21 protein-coding genes are annotated in these 21,190 nt (G+C 66.4%); 13 read left to right on the top strand and 8 right to left on the bottom strand.

Annotated elements, in window-relative coordinates:
• Positions 1-150 precede the first annotated feature (150 nt).
• Positions 151-780, top strand: a complete 630-nt coding sequence (locus OG884_RS27930; RefSeq protein ID WP_326637738.1) for a 3'-5' exonuclease — start codon at positions 151-153, stop codon at positions 778-780.
• Between the two features lie 282 nt (positions 781-1,062).
• On the opposite strand, the gene OG884_RS27925 is transcribed toward OG884_RS27930, so the two are convergent.
• Positions 1,063-1,362, bottom strand: coding sequence for a nucleoside triphosphate pyrophosphohydrolase (locus OG884_RS27925; RefSeq protein ID WP_326637736.1), 300 nt, complete (start codon positions 1,360-1,362; stop codon positions 1,063-1,065).
• A gap of 139 nt (positions 1,363-1,501) precedes the next feature.
• On the opposite strand from OG884_RS27925, the gene OG884_RS27920 reads away from it, so the two are divergent.
• Entirely contained in the window at positions 1,502-2,515 is a 1,014-nt protein-coding gene (locus OG884_RS27920) for a hypothetical protein (RefSeq protein WP_326637734.1), read from the top strand.
• Positions 2,516-2,574: 59 nt separating this feature from the next.
• Here OG884_RS27920 and OG884_RS27915 read toward each other — a convergent pair whose 3' ends face one another.
• Positions 2,575-3,747 (bottom strand): hypothetical protein, encoded by a 1,173-nt coding sequence (locus tag OG884_RS27915; RefSeq protein WP_326637732.1) that lies wholly within the window; start codon positions 3,745-3,747, stop codon positions 2,575-2,577.
• 493 nt (positions 3,748-4,240) lie between these two features.
• Between OG884_RS27915 and OG884_RS27910 the strand changes: the two genes are divergently transcribed.
• Positions 4,241-4,741 carry an ATP-binding protein gene (locus OG884_RS27910; RefSeq protein WP_326637731.1) on the top strand — a complete coding sequence of 167 codons (501 nt, stop codon included), beginning with the start codon at positions 4,241-4,243 and terminating at the stop codon, positions 4,739-4,741.
• Between the two features lie 550 nt (positions 4,742-5,291).
• On the opposite strand, the gene OG884_RS27905 is transcribed toward OG884_RS27910, so the two are convergent.
• The gene (locus OG884_RS27905; RefSeq protein WP_326637729.1) at positions 5,292-6,458 is read right to left on the bottom strand and encodes an HNH endonuclease; all 1,167 of its coding nucleotides are present in this window, start codon (positions 6,456-6,458) and stop codon (positions 5,292-5,294) included.
• Positions 6,459-6,647: 189 nt separating this feature from the next.
• On the opposite strand from OG884_RS27905, the gene OG884_RS27900 reads away from it, so the two are divergent.
• The 5 genes from OG884_RS27900 to OG884_RS27880 are packed head-to-tail and all read left to right on the top strand — an operon-like array spanning position 6,648 to position 12,473.
• On the top strand, positions 6,648-7,397 hold the full coding sequence (locus tag OG884_RS27900; RefSeq protein WP_326637727.1) for a class I SAM-dependent DNA methyltransferase: 750 nt from the start codon (positions 6,648-6,650) through the stop codon (positions 7,395-7,397).
• On the top strand, positions 7,394-10,021 hold the full coding sequence (locus OG884_RS27895; protein WP_326637725.1) for an SUMF1/EgtB/PvdO family nonheme iron enzyme: 2,628 nt from the start codon (positions 7,394-7,396) through the stop codon (positions 10,019-10,021). The genes OG884_RS27900 and OG884_RS27895 overlap by 4 nt, the downstream gene beginning before the upstream one ends.
• A complete protein-coding gene (locus tag OG884_RS27890; RefSeq protein WP_326637723.1) occupies positions 10,021-10,284 on the top strand; it encodes a hypothetical protein in 264 nt (87 codons plus the stop codon). The genes OG884_RS27895 and OG884_RS27890 overlap by 1 nt, the downstream gene beginning before the upstream one ends.
• Entirely contained in the window at positions 10,281-11,498 is a 1,218-nt protein-coding gene (locus OG884_RS27885) for a hypothetical protein (protein WP_326637721.1), read from the top strand. Before OG884_RS27890 ends, OG884_RS27885 begins: the two co-directional genes overlap by 4 nt.
• A gap of 57 nt (positions 11,499-11,555) precedes the next feature.
• Entirely contained in the window at positions 11,556-12,473 is a 918-nt protein-coding gene (locus OG884_RS27880; RefSeq protein ID WP_326637719.1) for a phosphotransferase enzyme family protein, read from the top strand.
• Here OG884_RS27880 and OG884_RS27875 read toward each other — a convergent pair.
• The gene (locus OG884_RS27875) at positions 12,467-13,846 is read right to left on the bottom strand and encodes a hypothetical protein (protein ID WP_326637718.1); all 1,380 of its coding nucleotides are present in this window, start codon (positions 13,844-13,846) and stop codon (positions 12,467-12,469) included. The genes OG884_RS27880 and OG884_RS27875 overlap by 7 nt on opposite strands.
• A gap of 207 nt (positions 13,847-14,053) precedes the next feature.
• On the opposite strand from OG884_RS27875, the gene OG884_RS27870 reads away from it, so the two are divergent.
• Positions 14,054-14,542, top strand: coding sequence for an ATP-binding protein (locus OG884_RS27870; protein WP_326637717.1), 489 nt, complete (start codon positions 14,054-14,056; stop codon positions 14,540-14,542).
• Positions 14,543-15,089: 547 nt separating this feature from the next.
• Here OG884_RS27870 and OG884_RS27865 read toward each other — a convergent pair.
• Both OG884_RS27865 and OG884_RS27860 read right to left on the bottom strand, forming a co-directional pair.
• Positions 15,090-15,569: a pyridoxamine 5'-phosphate oxidase family protein gene (locus tag OG884_RS27865; RefSeq protein WP_326637715.1), complete on the bottom strand. Its 480-nt coding sequence runs from the start codon at positions 15,567-15,569 to the stop codon at positions 15,090-15,092.
• Positions 15,570-15,571: 2 nt separating this feature from the next.
• Positions 15,572-16,576 carry a hypothetical protein gene (locus OG884_RS27860; RefSeq protein ID WP_326637713.1) on the bottom strand — a complete coding sequence of 335 codons (1,005 nt, stop codon included), beginning with the start codon at positions 16,574-16,576 and terminating at the stop codon, positions 15,572-15,574.
• 588 nt (positions 16,577-17,164) lie between these two features.
• On the opposite strand from OG884_RS27860, the gene OG884_RS27855 reads away from it, so the two are divergent.
• From OG884_RS27855 to OG884_RS27845, 3 genes are read left to right on the top strand one after another with little or no spacing between them, the layout of a single operon-like run.
• The gene (locus OG884_RS27855) at positions 17,165-17,500 is read left to right on the top strand and encodes a hypothetical protein (RefSeq protein ID WP_326637711.1); all 336 of its coding nucleotides are present in this window, start codon (positions 17,165-17,167) and stop codon (positions 17,498-17,500) included.
• Positions 17,500-18,468 carry an ATP-grasp ribosomal peptide maturase gene (gene tgmB / locus OG884_RS27850; RefSeq protein WP_326637709.1) on the top strand — a complete coding sequence of 323 codons (969 nt, stop codon included), beginning with the start codon at positions 17,500-17,502 and terminating at the stop codon, positions 18,466-18,468. Before OG884_RS27855 ends, tgmB begins: the two co-directional genes overlap by 1 nt.
• Positions 18,465-19,673 (top strand): methyltransferase domain-containing protein, encoded by a 1,209-nt coding sequence (locus OG884_RS27845; protein WP_326637707.1) that lies wholly within the window; start codon positions 18,465-18,467, stop codon positions 19,671-19,673. Before tgmB ends, OG884_RS27845 begins: the two co-directional genes overlap by 4 nt.
• A gap of 52 nt (positions 19,674-19,725) precedes the next feature.
• Here OG884_RS27845 and OG884_RS27840 read toward each other — a convergent pair whose 3' ends face one another.
• Both OG884_RS27840 and OG884_RS27835 read right to left on the bottom strand, forming a co-directional pair.
• Positions 19,726-20,013 carry an HNH endonuclease gene (locus OG884_RS27840; RefSeq protein WP_326647013.1) on the bottom strand — a complete coding sequence of 96 codons (288 nt, stop codon included), beginning with the start codon at positions 20,011-20,013 and terminating at the stop codon, positions 19,726-19,728.
• 164 nt (positions 20,014-20,177) lie between these two features.
• The gene (locus OG884_RS27835) at positions 20,178-20,795 is read right to left on the bottom strand and encodes a DUF6461 domain-containing protein (protein WP_326637706.1); all 618 of its coding nucleotides are present in this window, start codon (positions 20,793-20,795) and stop codon (positions 20,178-20,180) included.
• A 165-nt stretch (positions 20,796-20,960) separates the two neighbouring features.
• Here OG884_RS27835 and OG884_RS27830 point away from each other — a divergent pair, with 165 nt between their 5' ends.
• Positions 20,961-21,179: a hypothetical protein gene (locus OG884_RS27830; protein ID WP_326637704.1), complete on the top strand. Its 219-nt coding sequence runs from the start codon at positions 20,961-20,963 to the stop codon at positions 21,177-21,179.
• Positions 21,180-21,190: the final 11 nt, after the last annotated feature.

Genomic DNA, 21,190 nt, shown 5'->3' with positions numbered 1-21,190 from the left:
CCGTCGGTGAGGCTCAGGTCCAGCGGTGCGAGGCCGCGCTCTGCAAGGCTACGAGTTAAGCCCCGAGGAGCAGGCGCAACTTAACCAGGCGCGGGACCGGCTCACCGCCGCAGCCCGTCACGAAGACGATTGACGCAGGAGAGCCACACCATGCACGACCAGCCATGGAACACCGCGCCTCTGGTCGCCTTCGACCTTGAGGGCAGCGGCAGCCAGGACCATGAGCACGAGGCGATCTTGGAGGTCGGAGTCGTCCCGCTGGTCGATGGGCGCCCAAATATGCAAGGCGCCTACAACTCGATGGTGAACCCGGGGCGGCGCATCCAACGCCGCCCCTGGTCCTCGCCCGGCCTGACCAACGACGTGCTTGGCCTGGCCCCACCACTGGATGCCATTGAACCGGAGCTGGCCGGCCGACTGAACGGGACGACCATCGTCGGCCACAACGTCAACGTGGACTGGCGGCTGCTGTCACTGCGCTGCCCCGACATCCACCCGGCCTTCCTCGTCGACACGCTCAAACTCGCCCGCCTCATCCACGGAGGCACTCAGCGGCGATCCTTGACCGCACTCCTCGCTTACTACGAACTCAGCGACGAGGTGACCAAACTGACCGGCGGACAACCGCACCGCGCCCTGTGGGACGCGGTCGGCGCCGGGCTCCTTCTTGGCATGCTCATTCATGAACTGCCCCACGGGGATGCATTGACTGTTGCCGGGCTGCATAACGTGGCGGGTGTGCCCTTGGGCGACGCTGAGCAGACATTGCCGCTGTTCTAGCCACTCCAGTTGATGACCACCGCTTGAACTCGGCTCGGAGGGCCTACGTCGGGGGGAGGTTACCCGCCGGGCGCTGTGCGCTGGCCACGTTACTTTCCGACGAGGCTCTCGGCACCAGGCGTTGGGGGCTCCACGATGCTCGCCACCCAGTCGGCCGAACTGCCGGAAGCACACGACGGCCGCCGCCAGATCCTGCCAAAGCCCCAGTACGGCTAACCACCGCCCCCGGCCCTGACCCTCGCCTGTCTCTCCTGAGACCAGAGGGCCGGCTCGGCGGCACTCTCAGTCGAGGTAGAGCCGTTCGAGGAACGCCCCCCGCCCTGCTCGTTTGGCCTCCGCGACCTTCTCGATGTCCATCCACTCATGCCCGTGGACCTTGGCGATGGCCCGCAGCACTTCGAGCACGTCGGCGATCTCCTCCGCCACCTCGGTCACCGCGGCCTCGCGCAGCTCCGTCGACTCCTCGAACAGCTTCTCCAGCAGAGCCTCGCGGTAGTCCGCCTCCCCGAGGACGGTCACCACCGGCTCCCTGCCCTGCTCCCGAATGATCTCCGGAATCCTGTCCCGCACGAGTTTCCCCATCTCAGAGCACTCCTTCGCGCACGTACGGCTTCCTTCGGAAAACCCAGAGACTACCGGGCTCCTCCGTCGTGCGCGTTCCCCGGCACGAGCAGTGAAAATGGTGTGTATTTCGGCAAATACACACCCAGGGTGACGGCCTATGGATTTCTCTCATTGGGAACAGAGCCCACGCTCCTCGTGGCGCATGGCCGTACTGGTAGGGGCGAACACCCGCACCTACAAGTTCGCCCTCGGCGCCGCGCTCCTGGACGCCGCCGCCGAAGGCCGCTCGGAGATCCTGCTCCGAGACCTGGCGGTGCCGTACGCGATGGGGCTGGTACGGCATCTCGGCCAGGCACCGCAGGTATCCCAGAAGGGCGAACGGGGAGAGAAGGATTTCCTCTCGGTAGCCGAGCGAGAGGCCGCGGAGTCACTCAGGCTCGGAAGCCCCACCGAAGAACTACTGGCGGCGGCTATCGACTCCATGCCCAGGATGGTGATGCGGAAGTTCCACAACCTGCGCGGCGAAGGAGCGGAGGTGCCGCACCGCTTCTACGAGGTGACCGGCCACTCCCGCGAACAGGTCGTCCGGCTGAGCAGGGAACTCCGCGACATCGCCCAGTCGGAGCAGGCCACGAGCCTGCGAGGTGAACTGTCAGCCCGCTGGAGCATCGTGGAGACGTCCTTCGCCATCGGGATCGGCCAGAGCCTGATCCGTGAGGGTGTTGTCGTGGACATGACCACCCTGCAGATCACCGACCGGCAGCGACGCCGATCGGTCGCCGGCGTTACGGAGGCGGTCATCGGCTTCCAGCGCGGCCTCTGCCTGATCTGCACGGACCCCATCACGCTGGGCATCGACAGCATCGCCGTCGACCACGTGTTTCCCCTCTCGTTCAGGAGGCTCCTTCCCTCCGGCGGCAAGGGGACGGCACCCGACCTGGACGCGATCTGGAACCTGGCTCCCACGCACGCGGGGTGCAACGGCCAGAAGAGCAACCGGCTCCCCACGGAGCAGGAGATGTTCAGACTCGCGGAGCGGAACGAAGCCATCATGCAGTCGCCTCGCCCGCTCAGAAAAACCCTGGAGCTGACCTTGAAGCACAGCGGGTACAAGAGCACGCGACCAGGCGAGTGGCACACTTTCATCCGGCACGTACGCGACCTCCTGTGACCGACCTGGGCCGCAGTTGGCTTCAGTGACGACGGCGACGTGCCGGAGTTCGGGAACGGTCACACTGTCAGAGTGGACAGCCGTTGGTCGAGGTCGCTTCGGCGGGTGTCGTTGGGGAGGCGATCGCGAACAGCGAGCAGTTTGCCGATGTTGCGTTGGGAGGGGGCCTGCTCGATCAGTGGAACCGCCTGGTGGAGTAGGTCACCGGCCTGGTCGGCGTTGCCGAGGTCGTTCTGGACATGGGCACGCCTGATCAGGTAGGTGGCATAGTCTCTGCGTCTGTTCGGGGAGAAACCTTCCTGTGCCTTGTCCAAGTACGACTCCGCACGCCGCAGATTACCCAGATGGAGATAACACGCGCCGACATTGTCGTGGAAAGCTCCTTCGTCGAACCACCCCACCCATGAGGGGTCGTCGTCGCGCGTACCGCGACCGAACTGGGTGTCGGCGATTCCTATGAGGCGATGGGATTCAGTCGTGTCGCCCACGGTCGCGTAAGCCGAGGCCAGACGTACGGCCAGCATGCTGGCGGTTCGCGGTGTGACGTCCCCGGCGCTCTCGTAAGCGGTTCGGGCGATGGCTAGGAAATCGGCAAACTTACCGAAGTCGTAGCACTGCAGGGCCATCGACTTGAGGATGTTCGCGCCCGTGGCGCGGTCGCCGGCCGCGTGCGCGGAGTGGACGGCTGCGACCCAGTAGCGCTGAGCCGCGGAATGCAGGCCCGCGTCGAAGGAGGCGAAACCGGCCAGGCGTCCGAGTTCTGCGGCCAGTCCGTGAAGGCGCTGGGCAATAGCCGGGGTGTAGGAGGACTTCTCCAGCACCTCGACGACCATGCCGAGCTCGGCGTCGAGGAGCTTGCGGGCTCGTTGGCCGCCGTAGTTGTCTCCCAGCAGGCGCAGGCGGGGCAGGCCCGCCTCGATCTGGGCCACGAACTCTTCGGTGATCCGGCCACCGCGCAGCACGGACATGAGCTGGGTCGGTTCGACGTTGAGCCAGTCGGTCGCGAACGCCGTCAGGCTCATTCCGGTCAGTTGCATGAAGCCGCGTCGGTCCATCATCGCCTTCTCCAGTGCTTGGTTGAGAGCGAGCATGCTGCCCGCCTGGTCCCAGGAGAAGTCGACGCCGATGGGGTCGCCGACCGGCAACCACTCTGGCCAGGGATGCGTGATGAGCAGCTCCTCGCTGACACCGAGCTCGGCTGCCAGCGCGAGTTGCGTATCACGATCGGGCATAGTGCCCCAATGCTCCCAGCGCCACGCCTTCTCTCTTCTTCGCGCCATATTGCCGACTCGCCTGGCGATTATGGTCACCAGGTCCTGGTAGGTCCATCCGCGTTCGGCGCGGACGTAACTCAAAGGATGAACGAAAACTCCGCCGGGTTGCGGGGGCACTCGTCCGGACATTCGCATCTCCTCCTTTCTTGGACTGTAAATCTGATTAATCCACCTGCACAGGCCGCACTGGACCTCCCATCGGCTTGGACAACCTTGGACAACGAGAATCGTCTGTTCGTGAGGTGAGTGACGGGGTTTTCTTGAGGCCGTCGGGTTCAACCCGCCACCATCACGCTACTCTCTGCAATCACTTCATTACAACCGGATGAGCAGAAAAGACACTCCGCGAACGCACCAATAAGAAGCGCCCCATCCCGCCATGGGTGACCTACCGAAGCCGGTTCCCGTCCGCCGGTGAAACGTCTCCATTTCCCACCCGTTAGGAGCGACGATGCTCACCGAGCACGTTCCCGTCCCGGACCCCGGCGGGCACGGCAGATCTCATGGTCACTTCCGAATGACCGCCTGGTGTCTGCCTCCCACCAGTGCGGCCCGGCGGGCCCGGGAGCTGTTCCGTGACCAGCTGGCCAAGCTGCCCCTGGCCGCCGACGTGCTCGACGAGCTGGAGATCGTGGTCTCCGAGCTGGTCACCAACGCCACCCGCTACGCCCCCGGCCCCTACGAACTGCGCCTGCTGCACGACCACGGCCTGCCCGTCCGCGCCGAAGTCGTCGACGCCGGAGCCGGAACCACCCTCATCGACCACCTGTTGAACCGCCCCCCGCACATCCCCGAACGCATCGACGACCTCGAACTCGGCGGCCGGGGCCTGCGCATCGTCACCGAACTCACCCACGGACGCTGCGGCACCCAATGGACCCGGCTGTGCGGCACCGGCCAACTCGGCACCGGCGTCTGGTTCGACCTCCCCACCCAGCCCCAGCAGCCCTAACCCCCCAGACCTCCGGGCAGACGGGATCCCCCCGATCCCCGCTCACCCCGGAGCCGGTCCACGCCGACTCCCCCGTGCCAGGCGTGGACCGTACAAAAGGCCGGCGTCCACGGACCTGATCCCACCCTCGTCCGGGACGCCGGCCTCCCCCACCCCAGCCACCACGGAAAGTGACGGTTCCCGTGGCCACACCGGCAAGTCCCAAAGGCCGCCGCCGTCGCGGAGCAGATCTCGTACCTACCGGACCCCAGGCGGCAAGCACGGACAACGCCACCGACCTGGCTCGCGACCTGGAAGCCCGCCACCCCGGCTGGGTCATCCTCTGGCGCCGCTGGGCCCGCCGCTACTGGGCCTTCCCTCGCTGGCTTGCCAATGCCCCCGGACCCATCGAAGCCAGAAACGTCCAGGATCTACTGACCCAGATAAACGACGTCGAACTCCAGCACTCACGGCCAGGTATTAACGGCTGACCTGCGCCGAATGAGGTCCACATCCTAGATCGGTCACTTCACCCGAGGCCGGCCTACAGATTCTCAGGCTCGCTGCCGGTTCAGCTCTGCTCGGTGATGACCTTCCGGTGGTAGGCCAGGTGCTCCGGGTTGATGTCATGGTTCGGGGCGAGTCGCAGGGGGCCAAGTGAGACGCCCGAGGCCATGTTCATCACCGCGAGGTCGGCCTGGATGGCGATCGCGCCCCGGTCAAACAGAACATGGTGGTTGGGGCAGAGGCAGAGCAGGTTGCCGGGCTCGTCGGGACCGTTGTGCGGTTTTCCGAGCGGGCGAATGTGTGCTCCCTCGGCGTAGAAGCCCTGCTGGAGAGTAAGACGGTCGCCGCAGATCTGGCAGTGGTGGCCGTGCGCGCGCTTGATCTGCTCGGCGAGCAGGGAGTCGCGGATGACGCGCTCCATAATGGACTCGCTACGGCCAGGCGTGGAGGACCCACTGCGAATGACAGCTGGATTCAACCCGATCCTGGCGAGAAGTGCGTTGTGGTCAGCGCCGTGGAAGTACGCGCTGAGCAGCCTCACGACGATCTGGGCACGGACGCCCTCCTGGTCGGTGACGATCTCATGCGCCCATGGCCGCAGGCCGCTGTTCGGTCGCTGCTCCTTCATCCATCGCTGCGCGGGCGAGCCGCTGGCGCGTGGCACGTCGGTGTGGCCGGGCAGGTCCCACAGGCCATGGTGATAGAGCCACAGCATGGGGAACTCCGGGCTGGGCCGGTCCTCCTCAAGGCCGAACTCCTCGATGAGCTGCCCGAGTTCGCGGTGGGTGCTCTCCCACGGTGTGAGGCGTGGCTCGCCCTGGGCCGCGCGGCCGATCGCCCACAACAGTGTTAACGGCTGGTGCCGTTTCTGCGCGCCGGTCGTGGGAGACACGGCGGGCTTGAGCGAGTCGACCTTCTGCAGGAGGTCTTCGACGGAGGGCACTTCGGCAGCCTGCCCCGGTTTCGTCACCTCGAAGCCCAGGTCGCCGAGCACCCGGGCAACGGTGGCGTTCCCGCCGGAGAACTCGCCAGGGTGCAGGGGGCTGCCGCTGACTCCTCGGTAGGCGACTCCGGCGATCGCCTTGGAGTCGTACCGCTTGTCGTCGTAGACGAGAAAGTAGCCGATGGCCCTGCGGTAGCCGTACTCCTCAAGAAAGGCGTCACGGCCCAACCGGTCGAACTCGGCGATGGCATCGAGCACCATCTCACGTCGAAGATCGGAAAGCGCCACCACACGAGCCTATACGCGGGTGTCGCTTGAATTCCTGTCGATTTCCGGCGGAATCGGACTTCATGGCAAGCGGTGAGATCTCTGGGGCACCGACCGAAACCCCTACCTGAGCGCCCCTTCCTTGACTGGTGTTGTCGCTCGTCGGATGCTGAGGCTTGCCCTGATGCCGTGGCTTGGAGGGAATGTCTCGTGCGGAGCGATGTCACGCGGGCTCACTACGACCGCCTGGCGGACAGGTACGACGAGAACTGGGCCTACAGTCCGGAGTTCATCCGCTGGATGACCGGCGACATCCTCGACCGCCTGCGCCTCGGCCCCGGTGATCTGGCGATGGATCTCGGGTGCGGGACCGGCCTCTACTCCCGCGGTCTGGCCGGGCACGCGAGCACGTTGGTCTGCGCCGACCCCTCCCTCGCGATGCTGGAGCGACTCCCCGCCGACGAGCGGCTGATCCCGCTGCACGCGGGAGCCGAAGACCTCGCCGGAGGGCGGATCGCGCCGCCGCACGATGGCTACGACGCCATCCTGCTCAAGGAGGTGCTCCACCACCTCGCCGATCCTCCAGAGATCCTGACCGGTCTGGCTCGCCTGCTGCGGCCCGGTGGGCGGATGCTCGTGGTCATGCTGCCGACGAGCATCGACTACCCGCTGTTCGGCGCGGCGCTGAGGCTCTTCGAGGAGAGACAGCCCGATCCCGCCGGCATCGCCACCGCAATGGGCCGCAGTGGCCTGGCCACCGAGCTGAGCTACGACGAGTTCCCGCTCGCGTTCACCGTCGAGCACTACACCCAGATGGTCCGCAACCGGTACATGTCGCTGCTGTCCAGCTTTGATGACGCCGAGCTGGAAGCGGGAATCTCCGAGATCCGCCGCGAGCACCCCGGCCCCGAGGTACGGTTCCCGGACCGGTTCGCCTTCGTACTCGGGGTGAAAGCGTGAGCATCGAGCTCGACACTCGTCTGTTCCAGCTCAGGAACGAGCTGGACGACCACTCCCGGGTCGCCCGCCATCTCGGCCTGGACTTCGAGCGGCCGATCAAGTCGCTCGGCGACGGCTATCCGGAGAATGCGATCGCCCTGGTCGGAAAGATCACCGAGCGGATCCTCAAACAGCTCTGGCGGCACCACAACGTACCCGGCGACCCCGGAGGGAAGACCCTGAGCGAGCTGATCAAGGGCGCGCAGCCTCACATCCGCAGCAGCGGCGTCCTCGACTCCCTGCGCGACATCCAGCGGCTGCGCAACCGGTCCGCCCACGATGGCTACGAGATCGCCGAGGAGGACGGGCTCACCGCGGTGCGCCGTCTGCTGGACGTGCTGGCCTGGTTCAGCAGCACCGGCAGCGGCATCCTGAGCGGGGACGTGCCCAAGCTCGCTCCCGAGGTAGCGGCCAAGGCCGAGTTTCTGGCGGGGCTGTATCTGACGCTCGGTTTCCAGCCGGTCAAGCGTTTCGAGCTGTCCCGCAACACCGTCTACCAGCTCTTCTTCCGCGAGCGGGGCCTGCGCAGCGAGTACGTCGAACTGCTGCTGAGCAGGAACGTCGACGATGTGGCCCAGGTCCTGGCGGCCACCGACGGCGAGCTGTTGCAGACCCGGCTGCCGAAGCTCACCCGGTTCCTGATCCTGGAGGAGAACGGGATCGCTCAGGCGCCGAGCCCGCTGGGCGGCGACTACCGGGTTCTCACCTACGACCGGTTCATGGACGCGTTCGTCGATCTGGACCGGCATCTGGCCGATGTCGTCGGCACCTACCCTCAACTGCTGGACGCCGGGCGGCTGACGGTCGCCGGTGATCTGCTCACCACCGACGAGCGTACGGGCGAGCAGCGGGTCTCCCAGGTCGGCGCTGCCGATCAGCTGCTGGACGAGGTGGCGGCCTCGGGCGGGAACCTGCTCATCGTCGGCCGGTCGGGCAGCGGCAAGACGACGCTGCTCAAGCAGTTGGTCGGCCGGTCGGCCACGGCGAGCCTGCGCCGGTACCGCTTCTACTTCGACATGAGCCTCAAACGGCCGGGCGAGGAGTTTCGCGCGTTCGTCACGCGCGTGCTGACCCCGTACATGGCCGTGGAGAGCACCTACGTCTTTGAGGTGTTCCACTACTTCGCCCGCTCCGGTTCGGTGCTGTGCGCGCTGGATGGCATCGACGAGGCGGTGCCGTCGGCGACCCAGGCCGGTTTCCTGGAGCTGTTCACCGAGATCACCCAGGTCCTGTCGGCCGAATCGGCGGTCGTCACCACCTCCCGCGTCTCCTTCCTGGAGGACTCCCCGCAGGTGCGGCGGCTGCTGGACGGCACCGCTCTGGTGTCGGAGAAGCTGGTCCAGCAGCTCCACGCCCAAGGGGTGAACCCGCTGCTCGTGCCGCGTTTCTCGGCGCTGCGCCTGCATGATGTCACCGCCTCCGCCTCGCCCCTGGAACTGCGCCTGGCCGACGACCTGGATCTCGACGGGGCCCAAGGTCTTCCTCACCTGGCCGAGCTGACCTGGCAGCACATCACCCGGGTCACGGACCCGGCGGACCTGCCGTCGATCACGGCGTATTTCGGGTCGGCCTTCCTGCAGGGCCGTACGTTCTTCACCTTCGTCGACCTGGTCAACGACCTGGGCATTGTGCTGTTCGACGGTGGCCGACTCACCTACGATGCCTTCCGGCTTCGGGCGTTGTTCCGGCTCGCGGGGCCGTCCGCGGTGGCTTTCGTCCACGGCGCCTACCAGGAGCTGCTGGCCGCCGAGTTTCTCCGCGAGCCCGCCAACCGGGAAGTCATCCTTGACGCGAGTCCGCGCCTGACCGAGCAGGTTCGCGAGTTCCTCCACCGGCGTTCCGCCCTCGCCTCCACCGACGACCTCGTTCTCCCCGCAGGCAGCTACCTGGTCGGGCCGAGCCACCACCTGATGCTGCGGCGCATCGAGCGGCCGGTCCGCTTCGATCGATTTCCCGTCACCGTCGGCCGCTACAACCGCTTTCTGGAAGCGGTTCGCTTGCATGGCTCCCAGCAGTGGGATCACCCTGACAAGCCGCCGGAGTTCTCCCACGAACCGTGGCAGGAGCGGCTCAAGGTCCAGGCTTACTTCACCGACCCGGTGTACGAGAACCACCCGGCGGTCTGCGTCAACTACTGGAGCGCCTACGCCTTCGCCCGCTTCGAGGGCAAACGCCTGCCCACCTCCCTGGAGTGGGAGGCCGCCGCGCGGGGAGCCGACGGCCGCCTGTTCCCCTGGGGCGACGACATCGACCTGAACGTGGTCAACAGCGCGGACTCCTGGAGCGGCCGTCCGCTGATCACCTACGAGGCGTGGCGGGAGGAGCTCGATCGCGGTCGGCTGAGCCAGGCCATGCCCGGCCCGGTCGACGCGCACCCCGGCAACGTCTCCCCCTTCGGGATCCGGGAGATGGCCGGGAACGTCTGGGAGATCACCGGCACCGTACTGGAGAACCTGAACGAGGTGGTCATCTGCGGCGGCTCCTATGACAATCCCTACCGTGCGCTGCAGACCTCCTTCAAGGGGTTGTCCCGGCGGCGGGGATGCAGCAACGCCGTCGGTTTCCGATGCGTCGAGGAGCTGTGATGAGCAGCGACCAGCGGTTCGGTTACATCGTCGACCGCATGCCGCATGGCAGTGGGGACGGCGGGCGTCAGGGCACCTACATCGTCCGCGACGCCGACACCGAGGCCCACCACTCCTTCATGTACGCCGACATCGTGACCGAGGGATTCCGTACCATCAGGACCGGCGAACGGGTGCGGTTCCTGGTGGACCCGGAGGACTCCGAACGCGCGCGCTACGTCATCCGACTGGACCTGCCGGACGTCGAGGACTACTACCGGTGACCCGTCTGGCGCGGCAGGTCGTTGTCGTCGTCTACGAGGCCCGTTTCCCCGCCGCGCCCACCTGGGAGCCGGGGCCGCTGGTCCTGCGGCACGGCCAGGTCCACTCCACTACCGAGGCGCGTGGCGAGTACTACAGTGCGAAGACCGCCCGCGTGCTGTACGGCGACGCGACGCATCCGAGACGCTGGCATGCCCCCTCTCATCGCATCGTCGGCGACGCCGAGATCACCGGTGTCGAAGCACTCCGGGTGACCGGCGAGCCGGAGGCCCGTGGGCTGGTGGCGATCCATCTGCGGCCCCGACGAGAAACGCCCATCGCGTTGCTGCGTACGCTGGCCGGCCGTAGGGATGCCCCGCCCGCTGATTTCGACCCGCAGGAACTCGTCGGCGACCAGGCCGTCATCGAACCGGGCAGCCGTCCCTTCACCGTCTCCTTCGTCACCCCGGCCAGGCAGGGCCTGCCACGCCTGTACCGGCAGCCTCGCTACTGGCGATGGGCGCCTGCCCTCCAGTGGCTGTGGGCTCTGGCCTCCCGGACCAGCCTGGCCGACTATCCCCCCGATCCCAAGAACCTCGAACCGGCGAACAACGAGATCATCCGGCTCTCCAGCGACTGGCACGCCGTCGTCCTACGCGACGGGATGGGCGTCATCGGTCTGCGCACCGATCAGGGACGGGACGACCCGTTCTTCGGCTACGCGGAGCTGTACCTGCGCTCGATCTATCTGGACGCGGTCCTGCTCGGCATGCTGCAGAAGCAGGAGCTCACCCGTCTGGAGGAGCGCATGGCCGGCGCGCTGGACTCCTCGCTGGCCGCGACGATGGCCAAGCTCGAACGCGAGGTCAGCTCCTTCCGGCATCGGCTGTGGGCACAGCACATGACCCCGCACGGAATCCCGAACCGCCTCCTGAGCGCCTACCAGCGCCAGCACGCACTCCGCGAACGCTTCGAGCAACTTCTCACCGAGATCGGCGACTTCAACCGGCTCACCCGCGACGACGAGAACCGGCACGTCAACAGTGCCGTGGTCGTGTTCACCCTAATCACCGTCCCAGCCGGAATCGCCCTCGCCCTCCTTCAGGTCCTGGAAACCGATGAGCCCTGGCTGCTCACCACCGTGGCCGTCACCTGCGTCGCCCTCACCGCACTCTTGCTACGCACCCGCTCCGCCCGAACGGCCCTCCGCGCGTTGCGCCGCCGCTTCACCCCCTGAAGAACACCTCTGCGTTAGGACACCTCGGTTCCCAAGGCAGGGGATAGCGTTCGGTGCATGAGCGAGAGTCGAACGGCTGTATCGCCCACTTCTCCCTTCACCGTTGAGAGCACCCAGGCCACCCTTCTGCGGGCCTGCGCCCAAGTCGGGCTTGATCCGTCGAACGCCCGGTTGATCCGGCTCGGGGAGAACGCGGTCTACCGCCTGGCCTCACCCGTCGTCGCGCGCATCGGCCGGACGACGGCGTACGCGGATGACGCCCGAAAGGAGGTCGCGGTAGCCGGTTGGCTGGCCACCGAAGGTTTCCCCTCCGTCCGTGTGCTCCCCCTCGATCAGCCTCTCATCGTGGACGGGCGCGTTGTCACGTTCTGGGAGTCGATCTCCGAGGCCGAGGACTACGCCTCGCCCGCCGAGTTGGGCACTCTGCTCACCAGACTCCACACGATGGAGGCACCGGCCAGACTACGGCTCCCCCCACTGGAGCCCTTCGCGCGGGCGGAACATCGGATCGCGGGCAACGACTGGTTCAGCCCCGAGGACGCCTTGTTCCTGCGCGAGCGACTGGCCCAACTCCGCGAGGAGTACGCGGCGCTGAGTTTCGAGCTTCCCCAGGGTGTGATCCATGGGGACGCGAGCGTGGGCAACGTCATCCGCGACTGTACGGGCCGCCCGGTGCTGCTCGATCTGGACGGCTTCGCACTGGGGCCTCGCGAGTGGGACCTGGTCCTCACCGCGATCTACTACGAACGCTTCGGCTGGCACACCGCCCAGGAGTACGACACCTACACCAACGCCTACGGCTTCGATGTGATGCGCTGGCCCGGCTATCGGGTCCTGGGCGACGTCCGGGAATACCTCATGGTCACCTGGCTCGGCCAGAAGGCGGGCCAGGACGAGCGCGCCGCCGCCGAGGTGCGCAAGCGGATCCGGGCGCTGAGGACCGGCGCCGGACGAGATGATTGGGAGCCCTACTGAGCCGTCATCACCTGCTGCCACAGGGAGAAATCTGCGGCCTGATCATAGAAGTCGCCGAGTTCCGCGGAGGTGACCGTTGGCATGAGCCGCACCGAGAACTCACGAAGGTAGCTCGCACAGCGAGCCGAGCGTAACTGCTCACCGGCTCTTAGCGCGTCCAGGGCGACCAGGCACGCCTGTTCTACTTCTCCCGCGCCGAGGTGTGCGTCCGCGAGAACCATCGTGGCGAAGAAGTCGCTGCGCAGATACTCGCCGTCCTTGCCGGTCCTGACGCACGGGGTCACGTACTGGCTGGCCGCCACCGGGCGTCCCAGGTCGCGAAAGCAGTGTCCGAACTCGGCGGCGAGTTCGGCCTCGTCGAAGTAGCCGATCCAGTCCGGGTCGTCGTCGGGGTTTCGCCGCTCGAACTCCCGTGCGGCCTGAGTCAGAGCACGATCACAGGCAGGGGCATCGCCCAGGCGTGCCAGCGCTCGGGCCTCCATCGTGTGGAAGTGCGCTGTCAGCGTCGGGGAGGCCGCCCCTGCTGTTCCTTGGCGTGCTGCTCGGGCCAGGTTGACGGCTTCGCGGTATCGGCCGACGAAGGTGGCCTGGTGGCTCATGGCATCGAGAACACCGGCGGCCAGCAGCCGGTCGTCTGCTGCCTGGGCCAGGCCGAGGGCTTGGATGAAGTAGCGCTGAGCCAGGGCATGCAGGCCACTGTCGTATGACATCCAGGCGGCCAGAAGAGTGGCTTCAGCCACCACGGAGACGAGACGAGGGCTCGTCTTCTCCGAAGTCCGACCACGCAGAAGGCGGGTGGCGTCCGTATTCAGATAGTGAATGAAAGAACGTCTCGCATGCTCCCCGCCGAACCGGTTGTCCATCTGCGCGAACAGATCAACCGTGGCGCGGAATCGCGCGATGTCGGCTTCGCCTATCCGAGATTCTCTTTCATCGACGAACAACGGCATCGCGAGGAGCCAGGTCAGAGAAGCGTCGTTCCATGCTCGTGCGTTGATTTGTCCGTTGAGTGCGACCGATGCCTCGTCGAGGTCGGCCTGCCACAGTTGCGTGACTGTCTCCATCCCTTCGGCTAGCGCTTCGGGATAGGCCAGCCCCAGGTCCACCGGCAGCTTGGCCGAGGATGCCAGACCGGCGTCGGAGAGGGTGATCGTACGTCCCAGGGCTCGGCCCAACGTCGCGGTGATCAGCCCTGCGGTGTCGCCGCGAGGCCGCATGCCGTTCAGCCATCGACTCACCGACGTGTGATCACAGTTGATGGGAGTTCCGGCGTTCTCCGAGGCGCCCCGGACCGCGCGAGCAAACGATTTACGAGAAAACCCGGCTTCTTTGATAAGTCGGGCCAATCGGTCATTGGGTGCCTGCTCCGCCATTACCCCTCCTCCTGAGTGCACATTTGCGCCCCCTTGCGCGCGCTGCGGCAGGCCCTCAGAAAAGTGCACTCTTGTGCCGTCCAGTCAAGCGGGGATTACCGGCCCGGTCTACGGCAATGCGAAAAGAAGGGGTGGCATGAACCAGTGAATTCTTCGAATTTTCGGCCGTCCATGGATGGATCTCTGAACAAAGATCCTCTTACCTCGATGAGACGCCCCCGCCCCTTCGACGAACACGACAAACCGTTGGGACGCTTCCGGGTGACCGCCTGGTGCCTGCCTCGCTGTAATGCCGCCCGGCGGGCCCGGGAGCTGTTCCGTGACCAGCTGGCCAAGCTGCCCATGGCCGCCGACGTGCTCGACGAGCTGGAGATCGTGGTCTCCGAGCTGGTCACCAACGCCACCCGCTACGCCCCAGGACCCTACGAACTCCGCCTCCTGCACGACCACGGCCTGCCCGTCCGCGCCGAGGTCGTCGACGCCGGAGCCGGAACCACCCTCATCGACCACCTGTTGAACCGCCCCCCGCACATCCCCGAACGCATCGACGACCTCGAACTCGGCGGCCGGGGCCTGCGCATCGTCACCGAACTCACCCACGGACGCTGCGGCACCCAATGGACCCGGCTGTGCGGCACCGGCCAACTCGGCACCGGCGTCTGGTTCGACCTCCCCACCCAGCCCCAGCAGCCCTAACCCCCCAGACCTCCGGGCAGACGGGATCCCCCCGATCCCCGCTCACCCCGGAGCCGGTCCACGCCGACTCCCCCGTGCCAGGCGTGGACCGTACAAAAGGCCGGCGTCCACGGACCTGATCCCACCCTCGTCCGGGACGCCGGCCTCCCCCACCCCAGCCACCACGGAAAGTGACGGTTCCCGTGGCCACACCGGCAAGTCCCAAAGGCCGCCGCCGTCGCGGAGCAGATCTCGTACCTACCGGACCCCAGGCGGCAAGCACGGACAACGCAACCGATCTGGCTCGCGACCTGGAAGCCCGCCACCCCGGCTGGGTCATCCTCTGGCGCCGCTGGGCCCGCCGCTACTGGGCCTTCCCCACCTGGCTCCCCAACGCCCCCGGCCCCATCGAAGCCAGAAACGTCCAGGATCTACTGACCCAGATGAACGACCTCGGACTCCAGCACTCACCACCAGGTACTAACGGCTGACCTGCCCTCCGAGGCCCGATGCCAAAGAATCACACCACCACGCGGGACGCCTTTTCAGGTATGCGATGACTCCTCCGTCAAATACCGGTGGCGGCCACTGTCTGGCGAGGCTCCCAGGGGAAGTTCTCCTCGTCGAACAGCACCCACTCGGTGACCGCGACCTCGTACAACCGTGTCGGAGTCTGCCCGGCCGCGAGTTTCGTCAGATCCAGGGCATCAGCCGCAGCGGGCCAGCGGGCGACGAACCGTGCGACCTGCTGGTCAATGCCCGTTACAGGAAGCTCCTGTGCCCTCCCGATGAAAGACACGCCGCGTGCCGTCTGGCCGAGCCCGTCCAGCGGAATCGCGACGATCGCTCCGGCGACCCGCGGATCACATCCGATGTTGACACTGTGGGCACGATCGTGGCGGGAGATCCATCGCAGTAGGTCAGGAGCGAAGTGGGGGTCGTACCAGACGCTGCACGCCAGTGGCGCCCCATCTGCACCGAGGGTGGCTATCTGCATGAGCTTCCCCGCCGTGACGTACTTCTCCAGCAGGGTGCGGGCTTCGGTCATGGTCAGGTCCTCGGTACGGGGGAAAGTGCGGAGATAGAGGCGTCGGGAGCTGACAGGCCGGCGAGTACTTCCCGCCATTCACGCACGATCTGGCCTGCCGGGTCGAGCAGGGTTCCGAATTCGTGGGCACGGGTCACCACGCTGACGCTGTGAAAGGTGTGCGGGTCGGTGATGGCTCCGACAGCGATCCGGTATGCCTCTTCGATCTCTCCTGCCTGGGCGAGCGCGGAGGCATGTTCGAAACGCACCAGTGCGGGTTCGGTGGTGTCGGTCAGATCGTAGGTCGCCAGTGCCCTGGCCGCCGCTGCGGCGGCCCCCTCGGTGTCTCGCAGGTCCACCCGGCCACGCGCTTCGTAGAAGGCGTGCTTCTCCGGCAGGAAAGAGAAGATTCCCGGCTGGACCGTGTCCGGGGAGGATTGCTCCAGGGAAAGCCGGGATGCCTCGATCGCGCGCTCGAACGCGGGCTGATCCCCGAGAGCCGCGTACGCCTTGGCCGCGAACCCCCACAGCCAGGCGATCGCCGGACTGGGTGACGGTCCCTGCTCCAGGCGGGGAAGGATGTGGGCGAGCACCTCTCGTGGCTCGCCCGCGTACGTGGGCAGATAAGCCGCGCCGGCCAGAACGATGTCTCCGAGGTAACCGTCCTCCGCCTCGCGGGCTGCTCGTGCCGCGGCGAGATACCAGCGCCGGGCGAGGGGGAACTGGTTGGAGTTGAACAGGATCTCACCAACCACGGTGGCGAGTTGGGCGCCGACCCTTGCCAGGCGCCGCTGGACATCGACCGGCTGTCTCTGTCCGAGCAGGCCCCGTACACCTGACAGGTGAAGCAACGCCTCCTGCAGCAGGCTCGTCGGGGGAACCTTTACGACCCGCTGCCCGAGTCGTTCGCTCTCCTGCTCCAGCAGTAGCAGGCGGCCTTCACCGACATTGCCCGAGTCAAGGACTTGTTCGAGGAGATCAGGGCCGTTCCATACGTTCTCGACGAGCCCTGCGGCCATCGTCGCCATGCCGAATCTAAACACTTCTCGCCGGTTCGTGTCCGTCTCCCCTTCTTTGCAAGAGTTGGTATTCACATCCGTAAAAGCTACAACTGGATCGTAGGGTGCTAAGAGCGCATCTACTTCATATCCGGGAAACATTCGCTCCAGCACACGGCAGTGATCGGAACGAGGCCGTGTTTTGACTCCGCATGACAGCCATCTGGTGAACTGCTCTCTGCTGGGGGCGGTTCCGACCAGAGCCTTGCTGAGCTGCCGAGCGACCCTGTCATACTCTGCGGCGAACGCTGCGCGTGACGTCAGGCGCCGTTTTACCAGGAGAACTTTGAGAAGGCTCTGCCGATTTGGCATGGATTGCACCTGTTCTTCATCGAAAGATATGGGATGACTACATTCTTCCCTAAAGCAATGAGCCAGAAGGCTTGCTCTTTTTATACCTCTCACTCGCGCTGTTCCATTGCTCATGGCGTACTAACGACGCACCCGTGACGCGTTGCGACGCATCCGCGCCCTTGCCGCAGGCACCGCTGATTCCTAATGTCAGATCCAGGTTTCCTCAGACCACTGCACCATTTCCCGAAGATGGAAAGGAAAGCGATGACCGTACTCGATCCCACGACATCGGTGGAGCAGCCTGGAACGACCATCGCGAGCGTCCGCGAGATGTTCCCGATGGTCCCGGCGCAGGGGCAGGTCCTCCCGAGCGGCGAGCAACCTTCCATAACCGGGTCTCGGCCGTGGATCCTGAGGCTCGCCCGTGTTCCCGACCGCACACAGGCCACGCATATCTCCGAGACGTTCTACGACGACGAGCGGCAGATCTCCCTCCAACTCGGTGGCGGCCTGCTGCCCTACATGGCCACGAACAAGCCGACCGTCGTCGACGGGGACCCGAACAACCCACCGAGCCTGGACGAAGGCCCGAAGGACTGATGCCGAACCCCATCCTGGTGCTGGCCGACCGGGGAGACTGGCCGACCGACCGTGTGGTGCAGACCCTCACCGAGCGGGGGGCAGAGGTATTCCGGATGGACACCGCGGAGTTTCCCCAGGACATGGCGTTGGACGCGCGGATCGGTGCTGCCCACTCCTGGGCGGGCTCGCTGGTCACCGCTCACCGTGGCGCCGACCTCGGCCGTGTGCGGGCGGTTTATTACCGCACCCCCACGGCGTTCCGGTTCGAGGCCGGGATGAGCGGGCCTGAGCGACGGTTCGCCGCCGCTCAGGCCCGGTCGGGTTTCGGCGGGGTTCTCACCGCGCTGGAATGCCGATGGGTTTCCCATCCGGTCGCGATGTCCCGGGCGGAGTACAAACCCGTGCAGCTTGACATGGCCCGCCGAGCCGGCCTCCGCATCCCCGAAACACTCATCACCAACCGGCCTGACGCAGTACGTTCCTTCGCCGAGCACGTCGGCGGCCCGATCGTGACCAAGCCGGTCGCCTCACCAATGCTGATCGAAGGCGACTGTCTCAAGACCGTCTACACCCGTCGCCTGACCCCCCTGATGCTGGAGGACCTGACGGGCATCGAGACCACCGCCCACCTGTTCCAGGCGTGGGTGCCCAAGTCCCACGAGGTACGGCTGACCGTCGTCGGGGAACGCCTGCTCGCCGCCGAGATCCACGCGGGCAGCACCACCGCCCATGAGGACTGGCGGGCCGACTACGGGTCGCTTCGGTACGAGGTCACCGAGGTCCCGGCCGAGGTCCGCACCGGTGTCCTCGCACTGATGAACCTGCTGGGGTTACGCTTCGGAGCACTGGACTTCATCGTGGATCCGTACGGGCAGTACTGGTTCCTGGAGGTGAACCCGTGCGGCCAGTGGGATTGGATCCAGCACGCCACCGGCCTGCCGATCTCCGAAGCCATCGCCGACGAGCTCCAGGGAGTCACCCCATGAACACCCACCAGTCGCCCTCCCCCGAGATACGGCGCAGACTCGACGCGATGGCCGCAGGTCTGGAGCAAGCCGGGGCGTTGATCTCCCCGCGCTGGATGGACGCGTTCACCCACGTTCCCCGGCACGTGTTCGTGCCGCGCCTGTTCACCCAAGGGACCGACGCACGCGGGATCACGGTGTGGTGCCCGCTGGACCACGGCGACCGCGAGGCATGGCTGGACGCCGCCTACAGCGACACCACCCTGGTCACCGCCCTGGACGAGGACACCGTCGCGCCAACGGACGGCGGCGGGATGACCGGGATCGCCACCTCTTCCAGCACCGCGCCGTCACTGATGGCGCGCATGCTCGAAGACCTCCGGGTGGAGGACGGACAGCGGGTCCTGGAGGTGGGCACCGGCACCGGTTACAACGCCGCGCTGCTCAGCCACGTACTGGGCGACCGGCGGGTGCACTCCGTTGACATCCACCCCGCCCTGGTCGAGGCCGCCCGGGAACGACTGGCGTCGATCGGCTTCAAGCCCGCTCTCATCTCCGGCGACGGACGCCACGGCTTCCCCGAGCACGCTCCGTACGACCGGATCATCGCGACCTGTTCGGTGACGGCCATCCCCCGGGCCTGGCTGGAACAGACCCGCCCAGGCGGGGTGATCCTCACCGACGTCACGTCCGGCATCGAGGGTGGTCTAGCTCGTCTGACCGTCGGCGAGGGCCTGCGTGCCGAAGGCCGCTTCACCTCAACCACCGGCCGCTTCATGGCCTCCCGCCATAGCGAACGCACCTACGAGCAGCCGCGACGGCCCACGTACGCACCTGTCTCGGGGACCAGGGACAGCACGGTAAGCGCGACCGACATCCAGGCCAACTACGCCTTCCGTCTACTCCTGGGAGGACTGCTTCCCGGCCTCGAACTGGTCTACCACCACGACGACGCCACCGGCGCACTCGCCGTACAACTTCAGCGACCCGACGGGGCGGTTTGGGCCCGCATCCCGCTGCCCGGACACCCCGGAGAGGGCACCGTCACCTGGGGCGGCACCCAGAACATCTGGCATCGAGTGGAAGGTGCCTGGTGGTGGTGGGCCGACCGGGGCAAGCCGGACCACACCCGGTTCGGAATCACCGCCGACATTCGCACCACCGGCATGTGGTGGCAGCTCCGCGACGAAGACGAACGCATTCCGATCGGCAACCTGGCTCTCTAGACCGGTCACTTCGACAGAGAGCGGCCGACAGATTCTCAGGCTCGTTGCCGGTTCAGCCCCGCTCTGCGATGACCTTCCGGTGGTACGCCAGATGCTCCGGGTTGATCTCGTGGTTCGAAGCAAGCCTGAGTAGGCCCAGCGGAGTGCCGGACATCATGTCCATCACCGTGAGGTCAGCCTGGATGGTGAGCATTCCCCAGTCGAACAGAACATGGTGGTTAGGGCAGAGGCAGAGCAGGTTGTCGGGCTCGTCAGGGCCGTTGTGCGGCTTTCCGAGCGGGCGGATATGGGCTCCCTCGGCGTAGAAGTCTCGGTGGAGCGTGAGACGGTCGCCGCAGATCTGGCAGTGGTGGGTGAGACCTCTCGGACACCGACCGAAACCCTTACCTGGGCTACCCCTTCCTTGACTGGTGCGGTCAGTTGTCCTCCCGCCTCCAGCAGGTCACGGCAGAGGTCCTCCAGGACGGCCGGCCAACGGTGCACTCCTGCCCTGGGCGCGAGCCGTCAGGAGGTGGGTCTGATGCGTGAGTGCTGTGCCAGGAACCAGTCGGCGGCGATGTCGGTTTCCGTGATGCGTCCGATCAGCGCCAAGGCCGAGCTGATGCTCTCTGGATCCTCCACGGGATTGTCGAGGACGTCATCATCGCTGATCTGGAAGCGCAGTCCGTCCATCAGGTGATCGAGCGCGTGCGGGTCGTCGCCGGACCGCTTCCAGTTCTCGGGCGAGAGCGGGTCGAAGGAGACGACCGTGCGCCCGTCGCGGGCGTAGTCGAAGTAGGCGTTGTAGTTGATGTCCATGAGGAGGCCGAGAGCCTGACGGCCACCTTCGGTGACGGAGCGCAGGAACTCGCCGTGGCCATGCGCCGGCACGATGCCGATCCAGCCGTTGACCTCGGCCACCCAGCGGGATTCGTCGTCGATGGCGTGGTCGAGGATCTCGCTCAGGTAGCACGGGGTCCGAGTGGCGAGGTCCAGGTGGAAGGGCCGGGCGAGGGCGTTGAGGTCCGCGCCCTTGATCCACATGGCGCTGAATCCCAGCGCCCACAGGTCCATCTCGGCATCGAGTCCCTCGGTGAAGATGGTCGAGACCAGAAGGTCGTGCAGGTAGGTCGGTGACTGCATGGCCGCCTCTCGGAGGAGGGGGTATCTCGCAGGACACCCCGCACTGCGTGTCCGGACCCGCGTCCGGGGAGCATACATCTTGACCACCTGGGCGCACCGCGGCAAGGACAAGCCTCACCCAGGTCGGTCGACTGAGCTTGGTGCGGGCAGGCGGTTGGGATCGACATGATCGGCAAGATGGATCATGACGGCTTCGGGGTGCATTCCGAACGCTGTGGCGACGAGTTTGGCGTCCATGGTGTTGACCAGGTCGATCAGCCGGGTGGAGCTCGGGAGCTGTTCCGCGACCAGCCGGCCAAACTGCCCTTGGCCACCGACGTGCTCGACGAGCTGGAGATCGTGGTCTCCGAGCTGGTCACCAACGCCACCGCCTCCCCCCGGTAATGTCCCCGCTG

Source organism: Streptosporangium sp. NBC_01755, assembly GCF_035917995.1.
Classification (GTDB): Bacteria; Actinomycetota; Actinomycetes; order Streptosporangiales; family Streptosporangiaceae; genus Streptosporangium.
This window is presented reverse-complemented; position numbering and strand designations above follow the sequence as displayed.

What these genes read in the sequence shown, in the direction of transcription:
- OG884_RS27930 (WP_326637738.1), top strand. Translation starts at nt 151, where the DNA reads ATGCACGACCAGCCATGGAACACCGCGCCTCTGGTCGCCTTCGACCTT.
- OG884_RS27925 (WP_326637736.1), bottom strand. Translation starts at nt 1,362, where the DNA reads ATGGGGAAACTCGTGCGGGACAGGATTCCGGAGATCATTCGGGAGCAG.
- OG884_RS27920 (WP_326637734.1), top strand. Translation starts at nt 1,502, where the DNA reads ATGGATTTCTCTCATTGGGAACAGAGCCCACGCTCCTCGTGGCGCATG.
- OG884_RS27915 (WP_326637732.1), bottom strand. Translation starts at nt 3,747, where the DNA reads ATGCCCGATCGTGATACGCAACTCGCGCTGGCAGCCGAGCTCGGTGTC.
- OG884_RS27910 (WP_326637731.1), top strand. Translation starts at nt 4,241, where the DNA reads ATGCTCACCGAGCACGTTCCCGTCCCGGACCCCGGCGGGCACGGCAGA.
- OG884_RS27890 (WP_326637723.1), top strand. Translation starts at nt 10,021, where the DNA reads ATGAGCAGCGACCAGCGGTTCGGTTACATCGTCGACCGCATGCCGCAT.
- OG884_RS27880 (WP_326637719.1), top strand. Translation starts at nt 11,556, where the DNA reads ATGAGCGAGAGTCGAACGGCTGTATCGCCCACTTCTCCCTTCACCGTT.
- OG884_RS27875 (WP_326637718.1), bottom strand. Translation starts at nt 13,846, where the DNA reads ATGGCGGAGCAGGCACCCAATGACCGATTGGCCCGACTTATCAAAGAA.
- OG884_RS27870 (WP_326637717.1), top strand. Translation starts at nt 14,054, where the DNA reads ATGAGACGCCCCCGCCCCTTCGACGAACACGACAAACCGTTGGGACGC.
- OG884_RS27865 (WP_326637715.1), bottom strand. Translation starts at nt 15,569, where the DNA reads ATGACCGAAGCCCGCACCCTGCTGGAGAAGTACGTCACGGCGGGGAAG.
- OG884_RS27860 (WP_326637713.1), bottom strand. Translation starts at nt 16,576, where the DNA reads ATGGCGACGATGGCCGCAGGGCTCGTCGAGAACGTATGGAACGGCCCT.
- OG884_RS27855 (WP_326637711.1), top strand. Translation starts at nt 17,165, where the DNA reads ATGACCGTACTCGATCCCACGACATCGGTGGAGCAGCCTGGAACGACC.
- tgmB (WP_326637709.1), top strand. Translation starts at nt 17,500, where the DNA reads ATGCCGAACCCCATCCTGGTGCTGGCCGACCGGGGAGACTGGCCGACC.
- OG884_RS27845 (WP_326637707.1), top strand. Translation starts at nt 18,465, where the DNA reads ATGAACACCCACCAGTCGCCCTCCCCCGAGATACGGCGCAGACTCGAC.
- OG884_RS27835 (WP_326637706.1), bottom strand. Translation starts at nt 20,795, where the DNA reads ATGCAGTCACCGACCTACCTGCACGACCTTCTGGTCTCGACCATCTTC.
- OG884_RS27830 (WP_326637704.1), top strand. Translation starts at nt 20,961, where the DNA reads ATGATCGGCAAGATGGATCATGACGGCTTCGGGGTGCATTCCGAACGC.